Raw genomic sequence first — 14,750 nt, 5'->3', positions numbered from 1 at the left:
TACTTGCGATTTGCTCTTATTCGCGAGAGAGGTCGGTAATGAAGCACGTTATTGTTCACAAACCTGGCACCGTCACGCTCAGTGGTACCGCAAGCGCCAAGCATGTCGGCTGAGAGGAATCGCAGCACCGGCGTCCAGCAGTGGGCGCCGGCCCCCAGCACGCCATAGCCATATATCATCAAATATCATCTAAATCGACTTAGAGGAGTCCGGTGAGTCGGGGAGCCCAACCGCCAGAAAACCCGTCTCTTCCCGTGTCGCCGCCGCTCGTGGTGGACGCCGACCGGCACCTGCGCGGTCCTTACACCGCGGGGGGCGCGCTCGTCGCCGCCCTGGTGCCCACGGCCCGGCCCGAGCTTGTCGCCCGCTACGACATCGAGTTGCGCGCGGCGGCCCCCGACCTGCAGGACCTAGTTCCCGACCGGCGCCGCTCCGTGGCCGCGAGCCTGCCCAGCGCGGAGCGGATCCTGGTGCACGCGCCGCGGCGCACGCTGCGCCTGGCCAACGGCCTGGCCGAGTTCGTCCGCGAGCACCTGGCCGAAACCGGTCCGCGGACGCTGGTCGTCGAGAACGTCGACCGGGCCGACCCCACCGACCTCGAACTCCTGACGGTGCTGCGGCGCCGTGTCCCGGCGGAGTCGCTGACCGTGGTGACCCGCCGGGGGACCACCGTCGAGGATCCGCTCGGTGAGGAGGAGCACCGCGCCCTCGCCGACAGGCTGGAGCGGGAGGGGACGATCGGCGCGCGGCTTGGAGCGGTCCCCTACCACCGCGAGCGCGGCGGCGACACGTCGAAGGCGGTGGAGGCGTTCCTGTTCGCGGTGCAGTGGTGCCTGGACACGGGCTGCCATGACGCCGTGGTGGATCTCGGCAGGCGCGCCCTGCGCCTCGCCGATCCCGAAGGCGACAGCGGGACCTGGTGGCGGCTCCTGCACAGCACCGCGACCGCGCTGGCCGCGCTGGGCAGGGAGGACGAGTCCGAGGACCTGTTCGACCTGGCCAGGCGAGAGAGCGTCTCCCCCGCCGTGCACGCCTCGGTCGCCTACGCCACCGGAATGCTGAAGGTACGCCACCACGACCAGGCCCGGCGTGACCCGGACGCCGCGCTCGCGCTGGTCAACCAGGCGATCGCCATCTCCTCGCTGCTGCCCGACCCGCGCGAGCGGGCGTTCAAGCTGGGGTTCGACCTCAACGGCCGGGCACTGGTGGAGGTACGGCGAGGCCGCCCGGCCAAGGCACTGGAGCTGGTCTCCGAGGCCGTCGCCCTGGCCGACCGCGACCTGCGTCCCGGCGAGCACCCGATACACCGGCTGGTGCTGCTGGCCAACAGGGCGCAGCTCACCGTGATGCTGGGCCACCCCGAGGAGGCGCTGGAGGACCTGGACGCGGTGATCGCAGCCGACCCCGGATACCCCGACTACTACATCGACCGGGGCAACCTGCTGCACCGGCTGGGCCGGATGGACGCGGCGATCGACGACTACGAGACGGCCATGCGGGTCGGCCCGCCCTTCCCCGAGCCCTACTACAACCGGGCCGAGATCCGCTTCTCCCGGGGGGACCACCGGGGTGCGCTCAGCGACCTGGACCACGCGCTGGAACTGGACCCGGAGTTCGTGGACGGCCTGGCCAACCGGGCCGGGCTGCTGGCCGCCCTCGGTGAGTACGGCAAGGCCAGGGTGGACGCGGAGACCGGGCTCGCCATCGATCCGGCCAACCCGTACCTGCTGTGCGCGCTGGGCCAGGTGGAGACGGCGGAGGGGCGCTACGACAGGGCGCGTACCGCCTTCGACCGGGCGCTGGAGCTCGCCCCCTCGCTGGCGGCCGCCTGGGCGAACCGAGGACTGCTGGCGTTCGAGACCGGTGACCCCGAGGGCGCCGTCGCGGACTTCACCCGGGCCCTCGAACCCGGAGCGGACCCCGCGCTGCTGTTCAACCGGGCGATGGCACTGCGCGCCGCCGGGCGGGAGACGGAGGCGGTCGCCGACCTCACCCGGGCGCTTGAACTGGCACCGGACGACGAGGACATCAGACGCGAACTCAAGTCCTGACCTCGCAGTCCCGGCCCCACCGGACCGCCGCCCGCGGCCACGGTGACGAAGGCTGCCGGAAAACACCCGGATTCGACGAAGGGGGCGGAAAACAAGGGCCGGGAGATGGAATCCCCGTCGCGGAAATCCCATTATCGGATTACGCGTTACCCGCACGGCGACGCGGGCGCCGACGCGTATTCACCACCGCGGACCCGCCGTGTCCCAGGAGTGGGTAGGGACGATTTCCCGATGCGCGATCACAGCGCGCCACTTCGCCGAGCGGCCCGTACGAGAACGCCGCGAGTGCCACCGGACGGACCTGGTCAGCGGAGCGAGCCGCCGAGATAGCGCTCGGCCAGCTCGCAGGCGCCCTCGGTGTAACCGGAGCCCAGCTCGACGGCGATGTCCGCGCCGGTATGGGTGCCGATCCAGGCGACCAGCAGCAGGCGGCGGAACATGACGAACGTCCAGATCTCCGCCTCGTCCTCGGCCGGAAGGTCCAGGACGGTCCGGTAACCCCGCACCCACGCGTCGAGCAGTTCGGGGACCTCGGGGAGGTGCTCGATGAAGCTGACCGCCGCGGCCAGGTCGTAGAGGTGCCAGCCGAAGCCGCAGTCGTCGAAGTCGATGACGCTGGGTGGTCCCTCGCCCGCCACGAGCAGGTTGGCGGAACGCAGGTCGGCGTGGACCAGGCCGTAGCGCTCCGGCCCCCGGCCGAAGCGGTGGAGCCGCTCGCGCAGCTCCTTGTCCAGCCGCCCCAGCACGGCCCGCGCCTCGGCCTCCATGCCCAGGCCGTCCTGCCAGCGGCCCCATCGCGCCCCGGCGCCGAGGGCCGCCTCGTAGTCCCAGTGGAAGCGGGTGAACCACTCGGGCCGAGACCAGCGGCGCGCGTGCCGGTGCATCCGCGCCGTGAGCGCGCCGAGCCGTTCGAACCCGGGCACCGGGTTCTCCAGGGACGGCTCGGCACCGGGCAGCAGCTCGAACATGACGCACTCCCGGGGCTCGGCGCCGGGGACGGTCAGCACCCGGGAGCCGTCGGGGGCCTGGAGCACCCGGGGGGTGCGGATCCCCTCCTGCTCGCGGAGCGCCTCCAGCCAGGCCAGCTCGGACAGGATCGCCGGGATGGAGTGGTAGCCGAGGCGGTGCACCCGCAGGATGGAGCGCCTCCCCGTGACCGGGTCGTCCACCCGGTAGGTGGCGTTCTCCGACACGTTGATCAGCGTGACCTCGGCGTCGGGCAGTCCGTGGATCCGCGCCGCCGCGCGGGCCACGTCATGCGCGCGGGCCAGCACACCGCCCCCGGCGGACAGGTCGTGGGCCCGCATCGGTTCCTCCAGCTCGGTCGCACAGGGCGCCAGATCCTATCCGAGATCCGACATCGCCTGCCCGGCTTCGCGGTCCAGGTCTCTCCGGCGATCCGCCTCGGACCGGTCCTGATCACGTACGGCGCGACCCGCCGAGGGCTCGGGCCCGGGAAACCTGATGCGGATCTTGGACTGCCGGTGCGGGAGCAGCTCCCAGTCCTCCATGAGAGTCGCCTGCAGGCCGTATCCGGAGGCCAGGTCGAGCAGGGTCTCGGCGCGGTAGTAGAAGTCCTCGCCCAGGACCTGGTGCTCCCTGCCCTCGGTGCGGTCGAAGGTGAAGTCGAACCAGCCTCCCGGCTTCACGACCCGGCCGATGTGCCGGAAGCACTCCTCGATCACCGGCAGCGGGGAGTGGGAGAAGACGCTGTGGGCGTGCACGACGTCGAACATCTCACTGGGCAGGGCGGCGAAGCGCAGGTCTCCGACCAGCATGAGATGGGGGAGTTTCTCCCGCAGGTCGTAGGAGACCAGGGTCTCCTGGGCGGCGATCAGGATGTCCGGGGATATGTCGAGACCGTAGTAGTTTCCGGCGTCGAGGTAACCGATGAACAGGCGCCCGGCCCGCAGGTTGCCACAGCCGATCTCCAGCATGCGGTGCCCGGGTTCCAGCCCGTGCCGCACCAGGTAGTCGAACTGCATCTTTCCCAGGACCGTCCAGCGCCGGTAGGACTTGCTGCCCACGGCCGCGTGGGGGCTGCGCGCGGTGTCGGACCTCATGATGGCCCGGTAGTAGGAGACATGGTCACGGGTGCTCAGGCGCAGCCACATGTTCCTGCTCAGCCGGCTCAGGTGCCTGGGGACTCGCCCCGGATGGTTGAGGGCGTATTTGAGCTGGTGAACGATGTTCGCACGGTTATGACTGCGCATGCCTCTCCCCACGTCGAGACGGCACCTCAACGATTCCGCCAGTGACGAGATCGTAGCTTGGAGTAAGATAAACATCACTCTTGGTAAGAGTCATCGGAATGTCGCCGCGTGTGATCCTCTCCGCACCGGGCGACATTCCCGGCTCACCCCGGTCCTCCGAAGAGCGCACACGAACGTCGGATCGTTAATGGCATCTCGCATCCCCCGACCGTCCGCGCCGAAGGTTTTCGAAACATTGAGGAGTCCGGTGAACCTGGAACTCGCGCTGCGCATGTGTGAGGCCGCGGTGCGGCAGGCCGTGCGAGAGGGAGCGCTCATCTCGGTCGCGGTGGTCGACGCGGGCGGACACCTGGTGGCGTTCCAGCGGATGGACGGCGCACGGATCTCCGGCCCCGTCCTCGCCCCCGGCAAGGCCCACACCGCGGTGGCCCACCACATGCCGACCGCCGACCTCGCGCCGCTGGTCCTGCCGGGAGGTGAACTGCACGGCCTGGCCGGCGACCGGTACGTGTGCTTCGGCGGCGGCATCCCGCTCGGAGAGCCCGGTGACGGCCGCGGGGTGGTGGGCGCGGTCGGCGTCAGCGGCGGCACCGTCGGCCAGGACGTGGCATGCGCCGAGGCCGCCGCCGCCCTCTGGGAAGGGGCATAGCGGGAAATATCAGGAAAAGGCGGGCTGGCCGAAGTTCCCGCTCCCATGAAACGGGGGCACGACGTGTTACCCCCGCTGCGCGCGGGGCAGTGAGGGCTTGCCCCGGACAGTGATCGTCCGGGGGCCGACCCTTTGGAGGATTCTCGTGGACGTTCTCGTGCTGCTCGCCCTGATCTGCTTCCTGGCCGCCACGATCTGGTCCGCCATCAGCCGCTCCTGGGCGATCGCGCTGCTCTCGGCGGGAGCGTTCCTGCTCACGCTGTCGGAGACCTCCCTCATCAGCGGCTAGTGCTCCCGCACCCGAGATCGGCCGGGAGGTCCCCGCCGGGTGTCAGCACCGGAGTGTCAGGCACCGGCCGCGGAAAGGCTCCGGTCGATCTCGGCGCGGGTGGGCATCGAACTGCTGGCGCCCGCGCGCTGGACGGACAGGCCCGCCGCCGCGGTGGCGAAGCGGACGGCCTGGTCGGCGGGCTGCTTCTCGACGTGGGCCACGGCGAGGGCCCCCACGAAGGTGTCGCCCGCGGCCGTGGTGTCCACCGCGTTCACCCTGGGTGCCTCGACCCACACGGCGGCTCCGTCGTCAGAGGAGGTGAGCGCGCCGCGCGCCCCCAGGGTGACGATCACCCATCCGACCGTGCCCCTCAGTTCCTTCAGGGCGCGCTCGTGGTCCGCCTGGCCGGTGATCGCGACGGCCTCGTGCTCGTTGGCCACCAGGATGTCCACGGCCTCCAGCAGCTCCGCGGGCAGGGGCTGGACGGGGGCGGGGGTGAGGACCACCGTGGTCCCCGCGGCACGGGCGGCCCTGGCGGCGGCGGTGACCGCCTCGATGGGAAGCTCCAGCTGGAGCAGGAGCACGTCGGAGCGGGAGATGACCTCGATCTCGGCCTCGGTGGGGGCGGTCACGGCCCCGTTGGCACCGGGCACCACGATGATCGAGTTGCCACCGCCGCCGTCCACCACGATCTGGGCGATGCCCGAGGGCCCGGGGACCGTGCGCAGGTTCGTCACGTCGACGCCCGCCTCGGCGAGCGTCCCGCGCATCTCGGTGCCGAAGTCGTCGTCGCCCACCGCCCCGAGGAAGGCCACCCTGGCACCCGCCCGCGCGGCGGCGATGGCCTGGTTGGCGCCCTTGCCGCCGGGAACCGTGCTGAAGGCGCGGCCGGTCACGGTCTCGCCGAGCGCGGGTGCGGCATCGACATAGGCCACCAGGTCCATGTTGACACTGCCGAACACCGAGATCATGATTCCTCCACCCCCAGGGCCAGCGTACGGCGGGCCAGTTCGTCCAGGCCGATGCCGTCGAATCCGCTGATGCTACTGGACAGCCGATTCTGCAACGCCCACCCCTCCGGGATCCGCGACGCGCCGCGCAGCGCGCCGACGATCGAGCCCACGGTCGCCCCCGCCGAGTCGGTGTCCCAGCCGCCCGCCACGGCGCCGGCGATCGAGGCGGTGAAGTCACCCCGGCCGTGGACCAGGGCCGCCGTGATCAGTGCGGCGTTGTTGACCGTGTGAACCCAGTGCAGCTCCCCGTGGCGTGCGTGGAGCCGGTCGACGACCCGTTCGAAGTCCGGTTCCCGGCGCGCGTCCTCGGCGGCCTGCCGTACGGCGGCGGCCAGGCGGGAGTCCGGCGGGATCACGGCAAGACCGGCGGCGACCACCTCCTCGGTGGAGGAGGCGGTCAGCGCCGTGGCGCACATCGCCGCCACGAACATGGAGCCGTAGATCCCGTTGGCGGTGTGGCTGAGCCGCGCGTCGCGCCAGGCGAACTCCGCGGCCGTGGCCGGATCGCCGGGATTGACCCAGCCGTAGACGTCGGCCCTGATCAGCGCACCGATCCACTCCCGGAACGGGTTGCGGAAGGTCGCCGTGCTGAGAGCCCGCGGGTCGTCGGAGGTGGGCGGTTCCAGACCGGCCAGCAGGTTGCGGTAGGCGGCGCGCTCGGCGGTGAAGACCCGGCCGCCGGGCAGCTCGTCCAGCCAGAGCCGCGCGACGTCGTCGGTGCCGAATCCCCGGCCGTGCCGCTCCAGCAGGGCCACGGCGAGCAGCGCGAAGTTGAGGTCGTCGTCCTCGGGAACGCCGTCGATGTTCTCGGCGAGGCTGTTGACGGCGCTGCGACGGTTCCACGGCCAGCGCCGGCCGATCTCGGCGGGAAGCCCCCTGGCGGTGAACCATCCCCGGATCGGCCAGTTCCCCGTCGCCTCGGCGATCGCCCTGATCCCCTCCCGGGGGATCTTCTCCACCGGCTTGCCCAGCACGCAGCCCGCCGCCCGGCCCAGCCACGCGCCGAGCATCCGGTCCATGTCCTGTGTGCCCGAGGTGGCCGTGCCCCTTTGTGACGGCCACCTCGGGCAGGCTGTGACGATCTCGGCCAGGGTGGAGGGCTCGGCGAGCGGGGACGGGATCGCGGCCAGCTCGTCGAGCAGCTCCTCGGCCAGGCGGCGCAGCCGTACCGGAGGGGCCTCTGGCGAGGCTCCCGCCCGGGCCGGGGCGCCGTGTCCTCCCGCGGCCTGCCAGCGCGCGGCGATCTCCGTCACCTCGCGGCCGTCCTCGGTGGCCTGGCGCAGCTCGTGGCCGACCAGGTCCTCCGGCTGCACCCAGGTCAGCCTGATCATCCGGCGTCCCCGGCGAGGGCGGCGAAGGCGGACTCGTGGGCGCGGCGGCGTGCCAGGTCCGCGCCGTGGATGCGGCGGGCGACGCGGGCCAGGTTCAGGCCGGGGGTGAGGAGGTCGGTGCGGCTGGCTGCGGAGATCTGCTCCACCCAGTCGGCCGGGACGGCTCCGCGCCCGCCGAGGGCTCCGGCGACGGCGCCGCCCATGGAGGCGATGGAGTCGGCGTCGCGGCCGTAGTTGACGCCACCGAGGACGGTGTCACGGTAGTCGCCCTTGGCGATCAGCAGGAAGGCCAGGGCGAGCGGGAGTTCCTCGATGCTGTGCAGGCGGCTCGGGCGGCGGGCGCCGAGACCCTGGTCACGGTAGGTGTCGGCGACCGTGTCGTAGGGCTTCATGGCGGCGCGCAGCCTCTCGAAGGAGCCGTCCCAGTGGCCGAGGTCGCGGGCCACCGAACACACCGCGTCGATGGCCGCCCTGGTACCGTCCCGTGCCAGCCGCAGGCAGGCGGCGACCACCGAGTCGGGTGTCGCGCCCGGGCGCATGGCCTCGGCCACCGCGGCGGCGAGCACCCCGGCCGCCTCCCGTCCGTAACTGGACTGGTGGGCGCCGGCAAGCTCGATCGCCTCGGCGTAGGCGGCGTCGGGGTCGGCGGCGTTCACCACGCCGACCGGTGCCATGTACATCGCGGCACCGCAGTTGACGATGTTGCCCACGCCTGCCTCACGCGGGTCCGCATGACCGTGGTGCAGCCGCAGCACCAGCCACTTCTCCGCCAGGAAGACCCGCTGCAGCAGCAGCGCCTCGGCCTCCAGTTCCGGGATCCAGCGCTTCTCCCCCAGCATCTCCGGTACCAGGTGCTCGGCCGCCGCGTAGGCGTCCAGGTGTCCCCCGACCCGCTCGTAGACCCGGATCAGCGCGTGGGTCATCAGGGTGTCGTCGGTGATGTGGCCGTCGCCCTTGTGGTAGGGCGCGATGGGGCGGGCGTTCCGCCAGTCCTCGAAGTACGGCGGGACCAGGCCCTCGACGTACCCGCCGTAACGCTCGTGGATCTGTTCGGGCGTCCAGCCCTCGGTGGCGCCGCCGAGGGCGTCGCCGACCGCGGCACCCGCCACGCATCCCACGGCCTTGTCCTCGAGCGTGCCCCTGCCCGCTGTACTCATCCGATCCGTCCCCTCACGATGTCCAGTAGGTCGATTCCCGCCAGTTCGGGTAGGCAGCAACCCGTAAGGGTGGTGCTCCATCCCCGCGGCAGCGCACCATGGCCGGTGAACGCGCCGGTCAGCGCACCGGTCAGCGCGGGCGCGGAGTCCGCCACGGTGGCCAGGCAGGCGGCGGCCGGTACGGCGGTGCCTATCGAGCCGCCGGAGACCTCCGCCAGTGCGAGGGCCACCGGCAGCGTCTCGGCGGCGGCCACCCCGTAGCTGTAGACGTGGTCGAACAGCGCCGCGTCCAGCGCGGGCACCGCCGCGAACGGGTCGCCCGCCTCGCGGGCGACCGCGAGCGCGATACGGGTCGCGCGGCCGATGACGGTGTCATCGGGAAGCGCCTCCAACGCGGCCCGCACGGCGTCGCCCATCGGACCGCCGTCCACCAGGACGCCGATCGCCCTGGCCATGGCGACGGCTCCGAGCACGCCGTCACCGGCGTTGGTGACCTGGGCGTCGGCCGTGGGGTCCAGCCCGACGGCCCCGAAGGCGACCGCCCGCACGGCCGCGGCGTCGTCGAAGAAGTGCGGGTTGTCGTGCCCGCTGGCGGGAGGGCCGAGACCGCGCGCGAGGTTGTCCAGCGCGGTCCGCACCGAGATCCGCGCCCTGACGTCGTCCCTGCCGGTCAGGCCGGCGAACGCCTCCGCGCGGTCCTCGTCGATGGTGAGCACGGTCCAGGCGAGCCATTCGGCGTCGTCGGACGGCCCGATCACCAGCGGCGCGACCGGCTGGTTGAGCGCGAACGGCACCGGCAGGGTGGTCACCCGATGCTCCTCGGCGAAGGCGTCGAGCTCGCGGTGGAGGCGTCTGCTCCACGGTGCGTGCACCCCCGCCCTGTGCCGCGACGACGGCCATCCCGCCGCGTCGCCCGCCGCCAGACCGGCGAACGCCCCCAGGATCCTGTCCCCCGACGTCATCGCCCTACGTCCCTTCCACGAGTCGATCGGCCACGTCGAGCACGTGCCGTCCCGCGGTCACCGGCAGGCAGCGCCCCTCGACCGGGCCGATCTGCCGTGCCCACCGCTCAGGCACCGCCGCCTCGCCGCGTCCCGCCCCGGCGAGGGCGCCGGCGATGGCCGCGGTGGTGTCGGCGTCCCGTCCCAGGTTCGCCGCGATCACCACGGACTCCTCGACCTCTCCCCCGCCCATCAGGTAGGCGGCGAAGGCGAGGGCGACGGCTTCGGGAGCCAGATCCGTCCACGGGTAGTGCCGGACCACGACCGCCTCGTGCAGCCGCCCGGCGACGTCGCCGGCTCCGGGGCCGAGGGCCTCGCGGGCGCGGTCGACGCTACGGGCGGTCCACGAGTCCTCGGGGATCACGCCGAGACCGGCCGTGACCGCCTCGTCCGGGGAGGCGCCCGCCATCGCGGCGGCCACCGCCCCGGCGACCGCACGGCCGCCGAGGATGCCCTCCCCAGAGTTGCTCACGCTGCCGTCGACCTCCACCAGACGGGCGGCCTCGCCGGGGTCACCCGCGGCGAAGATCCCGTACGGTGCGGCGCGCATGGCCAGGCCGTCCGACCAGCCGTGGCGGTGCCACTGGCCGGTCAGCGGTGGCCGGAGTCCCCGCCGGAGTGCCTGGACGGCACCGAGCTCGGAGAAGCCCGCGCCCTTCATCGGCCCGTCGATCAGCGGGATGATCTCCTGGTGGTAGGCCTGGACGACGTCCTGGGAGGTCAGCGCGTGCCCGTGCCGGATGAGCAGGGAGGCCGCGAAGATGGTGTACTCGGTGTCGTCGGTGCCGCCGCCGTCGATCTCGGTCAGCCTCCCCCAGCGGGCGGCGATCTGTTCGGGCGAGAGGTTCTCCGCCGGGCGCCCGAGGGCGTCGCCGGCCGCGAGGCCGAGCAGACATCCCCGGGCGCGCCCCCGATGTGTCAACGTCACTGGTTGTACCGCTCCAGCACCTTGTTGCCCTCGTCGACCAGCTTCTTCGCCACCTCGTCAATGGTGATCTTGTTGGCGAAGTACTGCTGCAGGGTCGGCGTGGCCACCTTGCTCTTCCACTCGTCGAAACCGTTGACCTTCAGGAACGGCGCGACCACGAGGTTCTTGGCCGATGCGGTCGCCACGTTCCATCCGTTCTCCTCGGCCGTCATGGCGGGATCGCCCGCGGCCTTGACGGAGGTCGGCAGCAGCCAGTCGCCCTTGGCGAGCTTGACCTGGTTGGAACCGTTGAGGAAGAAGGAGACGAACTTCAGCGACTGCTCGGGATACCTGCTGTCCGCGGCGACCGACAACGTCTGCGAGACGGCCCCCTGCTCGGAGCCGACGCCCTTCAGCGGCGGGAGGGTGATCCACTCGAAGCCGTCCGGCGCCTGCTCCACGACCTGCTGGCGCAGGTAGACGCCGACGGGCAGCATCGCGTACTTGCCGGCGTAGAAACCGGGCAGCGGATCGGCCGAGCCCATGCCGAGCGCGGACGGGTCGGCGGACCTGTCCTTGTAGAGCTGGTCGTGGATGCGCTGGAGCACCTCGCGCTCCTCGGCGCCGACCTTGACCGTCGTCCTGCCGCCGGCGTCGGTCTGGAAGAAGGTGCCGCCGAAGTTCAGGGCGAGGTTGAGCACCTTGTTGACCGGCGACTTCATCGGCCAGGCGACGCCGTAGGTGTCGCCCTTGGTGAGTTTCTTGGAGATCTCGGCGAACTCGTCCCACGTCCACGGATCGTCCGAGGTCGGCATCCGCACGCCCGCCGCCTCGAGCAGCTTCTTGTTGGCGATGGTGACCTGCGACTCCTGCAGGAACGGCACGCCGTACACGCCCTGGCCGCCCTTGCCGTCGCCGAAGGTGACGGTGTCCCAGGCGGGCTGCGGGATGTCGCTCTTCAGCTCGGCCGGGATCTTGTCCTTGATGTCCATCAGGTAGCCGCGGCTGGCGAATCCGGACAGGGCCGGGGAGTCGTCGTGGATGACGTCCGGCGGGTCACCGGCCTCGAAGGAGGTGACGAGCTGGTCGTTGACGTTGTCCCAGCTTCCCTGGATGTACTCGACCTGGATCTTGGGGTTGGCCTTGTTCCACTCGGCGACCAGCTCCTTGTTCGCGGCGATCGACTCCTTCTGCCAGGCGAGGCTCTGGAACTTGATCGTCACCGGCTCGTCGGGGGCGGCCGCGGGCGGTTCCGAGCCGCATCCGGCGACGAGCACGAGGAGGCCTGCGGCCAGCGCGGTCCTCATACGCATACGAGTTCTCCTATCGGGGGGGTGAAGTTATCCCTTGACGGCGCCGGCCATGAGGCCGGACTTCAACCGCCGCTGGATGAATGCGAAGAACAGCAGGCTCGGGATCGTCGCCAGGAGTGAGGCGGCCGCCAGCGGCCCGAGCCGCACGACACCCTCGGCGCCGGTGAACTTCACCAGCGTCAGCGGCAGGGTCGCCACATCCGGATCCTTGAGGACGATCAGGGCGAACAGGAACTCGTTCCAGGAGGAGATGAACGAGAACAGCAGGGTCGCGACCACTCCCGGGGCCAGCAGCGGGGCGACGACGCTCACCAGCGAGCGCACCCGCCCGGCCCCGTCCATCGCGGCGGCCTCCTCCAGTTCACGCGGTACGGCGCGCACGTAGCCCTGGAGCATCCACAGCGCGAACGGCAGCGTGAAGGTGACGTGCACGACGGTCAGCCCCGGCAACGTGTTCGCCAGGTCCAGCCCGCGCAGCACCATGAACAGCGGGATGATGATCAGGATGAACGGGAAAACCTGGCTGACCAGCACCCATCCGATCGCGATCCGGTTGACCAGCGAGCGGTGGCGGGCCAGCGCGTAGGCGGCGGGCAGCGCCAGGACCACGGTGAGCACCGAGCTGGCCGTCGCGACGACGAGGCTGCGCAGGCCGCTGCCGACCAGGTCCTGCTCGCCGAAGGCGTCGGTGAAGTTGGCCGACGTCGGCGCGCGCGGGATCCACGTCGGGTGCAGGCTGGCCAGCTCCTGCGGCGTCTTCAACGCCGTGGACAGCAGCCAGACCAGGGGGAACGCCAGGAAGACGAGGTAACCGGCCAGGGCCAGATAACGCAGTGACCTGCCCATGTCAGCTCGCCTCCCGCATCTGCCGCCAGAGGTAGGCGCCGAGCACGGCCAGCACGACGATCACGATCGCCACGCCCAGGGTCGCCGCGTAACCGAAGAAGCCGTAGCGAAAGGCCTCCTCGTAGGCGAAAAGCATGGGCAGGCGTGTCTGCCCGCCGGGGCCGCCCTGGGTGAGGACGTAGATCAGCCCGAACTGGTTGATGTTCCAGACGAAGTCGAGCGAGGTGATGGCCACGATGACCGGGCGGAGCTGGGGCAGGGTGATGCTCCAGAACTTCCGCCAGACCCCCGCGCCGTCCACCTCGACGGCCTCGTACAACTCCTTGGGAACGCCCTGCAGCCCGGCCAGCAGCACCACCGTGGTCTGTGGCATACCGGTCCAGATCCCGACGACGATCACCGCGGGCAGCGCGACGGAGAAGTCGTTGAGCCAGTCGATCTCGGTGCCCAGCATGCCGTTGAGGATTCCGGCGTCCGGATGGTAGACCAGTCGCCACATCAGTCCGATGACCACGGGCGGCATCGCCCACGGCACCAGTGCCAGCACCCGGGCGAACCCCCGGAACCGCAGATCCTGGTTGAGCAGCAGGGCCAGCCCCAGCGAGGCCAGGAACTGCAGCACCGTCACCGAGACCGCCCAGATCATCCCGATCCGGAACGACGCCCAGAAGTCCCCGTCGGAGAGCAGGTCCCCGAAGTTCGACAGCCCGACGAACGAGGTGACCGAGTTGCGCCCTGAGCGCGCGTCGGTGAACGCCAGGAAGATCCCGTAAAGCAACGGCCCCACGCTGAACACCAGCACGGGCACCAGCGCGGGCAGCATCAGCAGCAGCGCCTCACGCCCCTGCCGCCCGCCTCTCCGGGGTTTCCTCGGACTCGCCGTCCTGACCGCCCGGTCCGCGGTGAGGGTCATGGCGTCTCCTCTCCTGTGGTCGAGGCCCTGACCACCAGGCGGGGCGGCACAGTGACCACTCTGGGCTCCCGCTCGCCGTTGCCCAGCCGGTCCAGAAGCAGTTCCGCCGCCGCCCTGCCCCGCTCGGCCGAGCCCAGGGAGACGCTGGTCAGGGCGGGCCAGGCGGCCGCGGCCATGTCGATGTCGTCCATGCCGGCCACCGCCACGTCCTCGGGCACCCGGCGGCCGGCCCGGCGCAGGACCTCCAGGGCGCCGAGCGCGATCAGATCGTTGGCGCACATGATCGCGTCCAGGTCGGGTGCCCTGGCCAGCAGCCGGCTCACCGCGGCCGCGCCCTCGGCGCGGTAGAAGTCACCGACCTCCACCAGGTTCTCGTCATATGGCAGGCCGAGGGCGGTGAGCGCCTCGGCGTAGGCGGTGGACCTGGCCGAACCGGGGACCGTGTCCAGCGGGCCGTTGACGAACCCGATCCGGCGGCGTCCCAGGGAGTGAAGGTGGTCCAGCGCCAGCCGTACACCGGTGCGGGAGTCGGCGCGGATGTTGTCCACCCGCGTGCCGTCCGGTACCGAGCCGATGATGACCACGGGGGCGCGGGCCGCCTCGACGGCCTTCAGATGCGCCTCGCTCACCCTGAGCGGGATCATGATCAGCCCGTCCACGTAGCGCTCGCCGAGGCCGCGGAGCACGTCGATCTCGTCGGCGACGTCCGCGTCCGTGGAGTGCAGCACGAGACGGTATCCGGCGGCCTTCAGCACCGGCTGGATCTCGCGGATCATCGCCAGGTAGACCGGGTTGCCGATGTCGGCCATCGCGAAGGCCACCTGGTTGGTCCGGCGTGACTTCAGCGACCGGGCCACCGAGTTGGGGACGTACCCCAGTTCCTCAGCCGCACTGAGCACCCGGCGCACGGTGTTCTCGCGGGTCGGCAAACCGTTGAGGACGCGGGAGACCGAGGCGATCGAGACGCCCGCCCGTTCCGCGATCGTGGTGATCGTCGGCCCGTCGCTCACAGGGACCATGCCTTTCTGTAAACGTTTACCATGATCTTGAGGCTTACTGAAAACGTTTACGGGGTTAGAGGCATG

At 71.1% G+C, this 14,750-nt stretch carries 14 protein-coding genes; 3 read left to right on the top strand and 11 right to left on the bottom strand.

The features are described from left to right. Nucleotides 1-254: 254 nt before the first annotated feature. Nucleotides 255-2,051, top strand: coding sequence for a tetratricopeptide repeat protein (locus ACFQVD_RS04530; RefSeq protein ID WP_343965318.1), 1,797 nt, complete (start codon nucleotides 255-257; stop codon nucleotides 2,049-2,051). A gap of 305 nt (nucleotides 2,052-2,356) precedes the next feature. On the opposite strand, the gene ACFQVD_RS04525 is transcribed toward ACFQVD_RS04530, so the two are convergent. Beyond that, nucleotides 2,357-3,358, bottom strand: coding sequence for a phosphotransferase enzyme family protein (locus tag ACFQVD_RS04525; RefSeq protein WP_343965316.1), 1,002 nt, complete (start codon nucleotides 3,356-3,358; stop codon nucleotides 2,357-2,359). 36 nt (nucleotides 3,359-3,394) lie between these two features. Further along, nucleotides 3,395-4,264, bottom strand: a complete 870-nt coding sequence (locus ACFQVD_RS04520) for a class I SAM-dependent DNA methyltransferase (RefSeq protein ID WP_343965314.1) — start codon at nucleotides 4,262-4,264, stop codon at nucleotides 3,395-3,397. Between the two features lie 247 nt (nucleotides 4,265-4,511). Between ACFQVD_RS04520 and ACFQVD_RS04515 the strand changes: the two genes are divergently transcribed. After that, nucleotides 4,512-4,913 carry a GlcG/HbpS family heme-binding protein gene (locus tag ACFQVD_RS04515; RefSeq protein ID WP_343965312.1) on the top strand — a complete coding sequence of 134 codons (402 nt, stop codon included), beginning with the start codon at nucleotides 4,512-4,514 and terminating at the stop codon, nucleotides 4,911-4,913. 145 nt (nucleotides 4,914-5,058) lie between these two features. After that, complete coding sequence (locus ACFQVD_RS04510; RefSeq protein WP_343965309.1) at nucleotides 5,059-5,202, top strand: hypothetical protein; 144 nt, start codon at nucleotides 5,059-5,061, stop codon at nucleotides 5,200-5,202. A 56-nt stretch (nucleotides 5,203-5,258) separates the two neighbouring features. On the opposite strand, the gene rbsK is transcribed toward ACFQVD_RS04510, so the two are convergent. From rbsK to ACFQVD_RS04465, 9 genes are read right to left on the bottom strand one after another with little or no spacing between them, the layout of a single operon-like run. Continuing rightward, entirely contained in the window at nucleotides 5,259-6,155 is an 897-nt protein-coding gene (gene rbsK, locus ACFQVD_RS04505) for a ribokinase (protein ID WP_343965307.1), read from the bottom strand. Next, nucleotides 6,152-7,528: an ADP-ribosylglycohydrolase family protein gene (locus ACFQVD_RS04500; protein ID WP_343965305.1), complete on the bottom strand. Its 1,377-nt coding sequence runs from the start codon at nucleotides 7,526-7,528 to the stop codon at nucleotides 6,152-6,154. Before ACFQVD_RS04500 ends, rbsK begins: the two co-directional genes overlap by 4 nt. Further along, the gene (locus tag ACFQVD_RS04495; RefSeq protein WP_343965303.1) at nucleotides 7,525-8,685 is read right to left on the bottom strand and encodes an ADP-ribosylglycohydrolase family protein; all 1,161 of its coding nucleotides are present in this window, start codon (nucleotides 8,683-8,685) and stop codon (nucleotides 7,525-7,527) included. The genes ACFQVD_RS04500 and ACFQVD_RS04495 overlap by 4 nt, the downstream gene beginning before the upstream one ends. Next, a complete protein-coding gene (locus ACFQVD_RS04490; protein ID WP_343965300.1) occupies nucleotides 8,682-9,647 on the bottom strand; it encodes an ADP-ribosylglycohydrolase family protein in 966 nt (321 codons plus the stop codon). Before ACFQVD_RS04490 ends, ACFQVD_RS04495 begins: the two co-directional genes overlap by 4 nt. A 4-nt stretch (nucleotides 9,648-9,651) precedes the next feature. Beyond that, on the bottom strand, nucleotides 9,652-10,614 hold the full coding sequence (locus tag ACFQVD_RS04485) for an ADP-ribosylglycohydrolase family protein (protein WP_343965298.1): 963 nt from the start codon (nucleotides 10,612-10,614) through the stop codon (nucleotides 9,652-9,654). Continuing rightward, nucleotides 10,611-11,906 (bottom strand): ABC transporter substrate-binding protein, encoded by a 1,296-nt coding sequence (locus tag ACFQVD_RS04480; RefSeq protein ID WP_343965296.1) that lies wholly within the window; start codon nucleotides 11,904-11,906, stop codon nucleotides 10,611-10,613. Before ACFQVD_RS04480 ends, ACFQVD_RS04485 begins: the two co-directional genes overlap by 4 nt. A gap of 27 nt (nucleotides 11,907-11,933) precedes the next feature. Further along, nucleotides 11,934-12,752 (bottom strand): carbohydrate ABC transporter permease, encoded by an 819-nt coding sequence (locus ACFQVD_RS04475; protein ID WP_343965294.1) that lies wholly within the window; start codon nucleotides 12,750-12,752, stop codon nucleotides 11,934-11,936. A 1-nt stretch (nucleotide 12,753) separates the two neighbouring features. Next, complete coding sequence (locus tag ACFQVD_RS04470) at nucleotides 12,754-13,665, bottom strand: carbohydrate ABC transporter permease (RefSeq protein ID WP_343965292.1); 912 nt, start codon at nucleotides 13,663-13,665, stop codon at nucleotides 12,754-12,756. Next, nucleotides 13,662-14,684, bottom strand: a complete 1,023-nt coding sequence (locus tag ACFQVD_RS04465; protein ID WP_343965290.1) for a LacI family DNA-binding transcriptional regulator — start codon at nucleotides 14,682-14,684, stop codon at nucleotides 13,662-13,664. Before ACFQVD_RS04465 ends, ACFQVD_RS04470 begins: the two co-directional genes overlap by 4 nt. Between the last annotated feature and the right edge of the window lie 66 nt (nucleotides 14,685-14,750).

The sequence above is a fragment of the Streptosporangium amethystogenes subsp. fukuiense genome (assembly GCF_042665875.1).
Taxonomy (GTDB): Bacteria; Actinomycetota; Actinomycetes; order Streptosporangiales; family Streptosporangiaceae; genus Streptosporangium; species Streptosporangium fukuiense.
The sequence above is the reverse complement of the archived record's forward strand: the minus strand, read 5'-3'. Positions and strand labels throughout refer to the sequence as shown.

What these genes read in the sequence shown, in the direction of transcription:
- ACFQVD_RS04475 (WP_343965294.1), bottom strand. Translation starts at nt 12,752, where the DNA reads ATGGGCAGGTCACTGCGTTATCTGGCCCTGGCCGGTTACCTCGTCTTC.
- ACFQVD_RS04495 (WP_343965303.1), bottom strand. Translation starts at nt 8,685, where the DNA reads ATGAGTACAGCGGGCAGGGGCACGCTCGAGGACAAGGCCGTGGGATGC.
- ACFQVD_RS04525 (WP_343965316.1), bottom strand. Translation starts at nt 3,358, where the DNA reads ATGCGGGCCCACGACCTGTCCGCCGGGGGCGGTGTGCTGGCCCGCGCG.
- ACFQVD_RS04500 (WP_343965305.1), bottom strand. Translation starts at nt 7,528, where the DNA reads ATGATCAGGCTGACCTGGGTGCAGCCGGAGGACCTGGTCGGCCACGAG.
- ACFQVD_RS04465 (WP_343965290.1), bottom strand. Translation starts at nt 14,684, where the DNA reads ATGGTCCCTGTGAGCGACGGGCCGACGATCACCACGATCGCGGAACGG.
- ACFQVD_RS04490 (WP_343965300.1), bottom strand. Translation starts at nt 9,647, where the DNA reads ATGACGTCGGGGGACAGGATCCTGGGGGCGTTCGCCGGTCTGGCGGCG.
- ACFQVD_RS04480 (WP_343965296.1), bottom strand. Translation starts at nt 11,906, where the DNA reads ATGCGTATGAGGACCGCGCTGGCCGCAGGCCTCCTCGTGCTCGTCGCC.
- ACFQVD_RS04520 (WP_343965314.1), bottom strand. Translation starts at nt 4,264, where the DNA reads ATGCGCAGTCATAACCGTGCGAACATCGTTCACCAGCTCAAATACGCC.
- ACFQVD_RS04470 (WP_343965292.1), bottom strand. Translation starts at nt 13,665, where the DNA reads ATGACCCTCACCGCGGACCGGGCGGTCAGGACGGCGAGTCCGAGGAAA.
- rbsK (WP_343965307.1), bottom strand. Translation starts at nt 6,155, where the DNA reads ATGATCTCGGTGTTCGGCAGTGTCAACATGGACCTGGTGGCCTATGTC.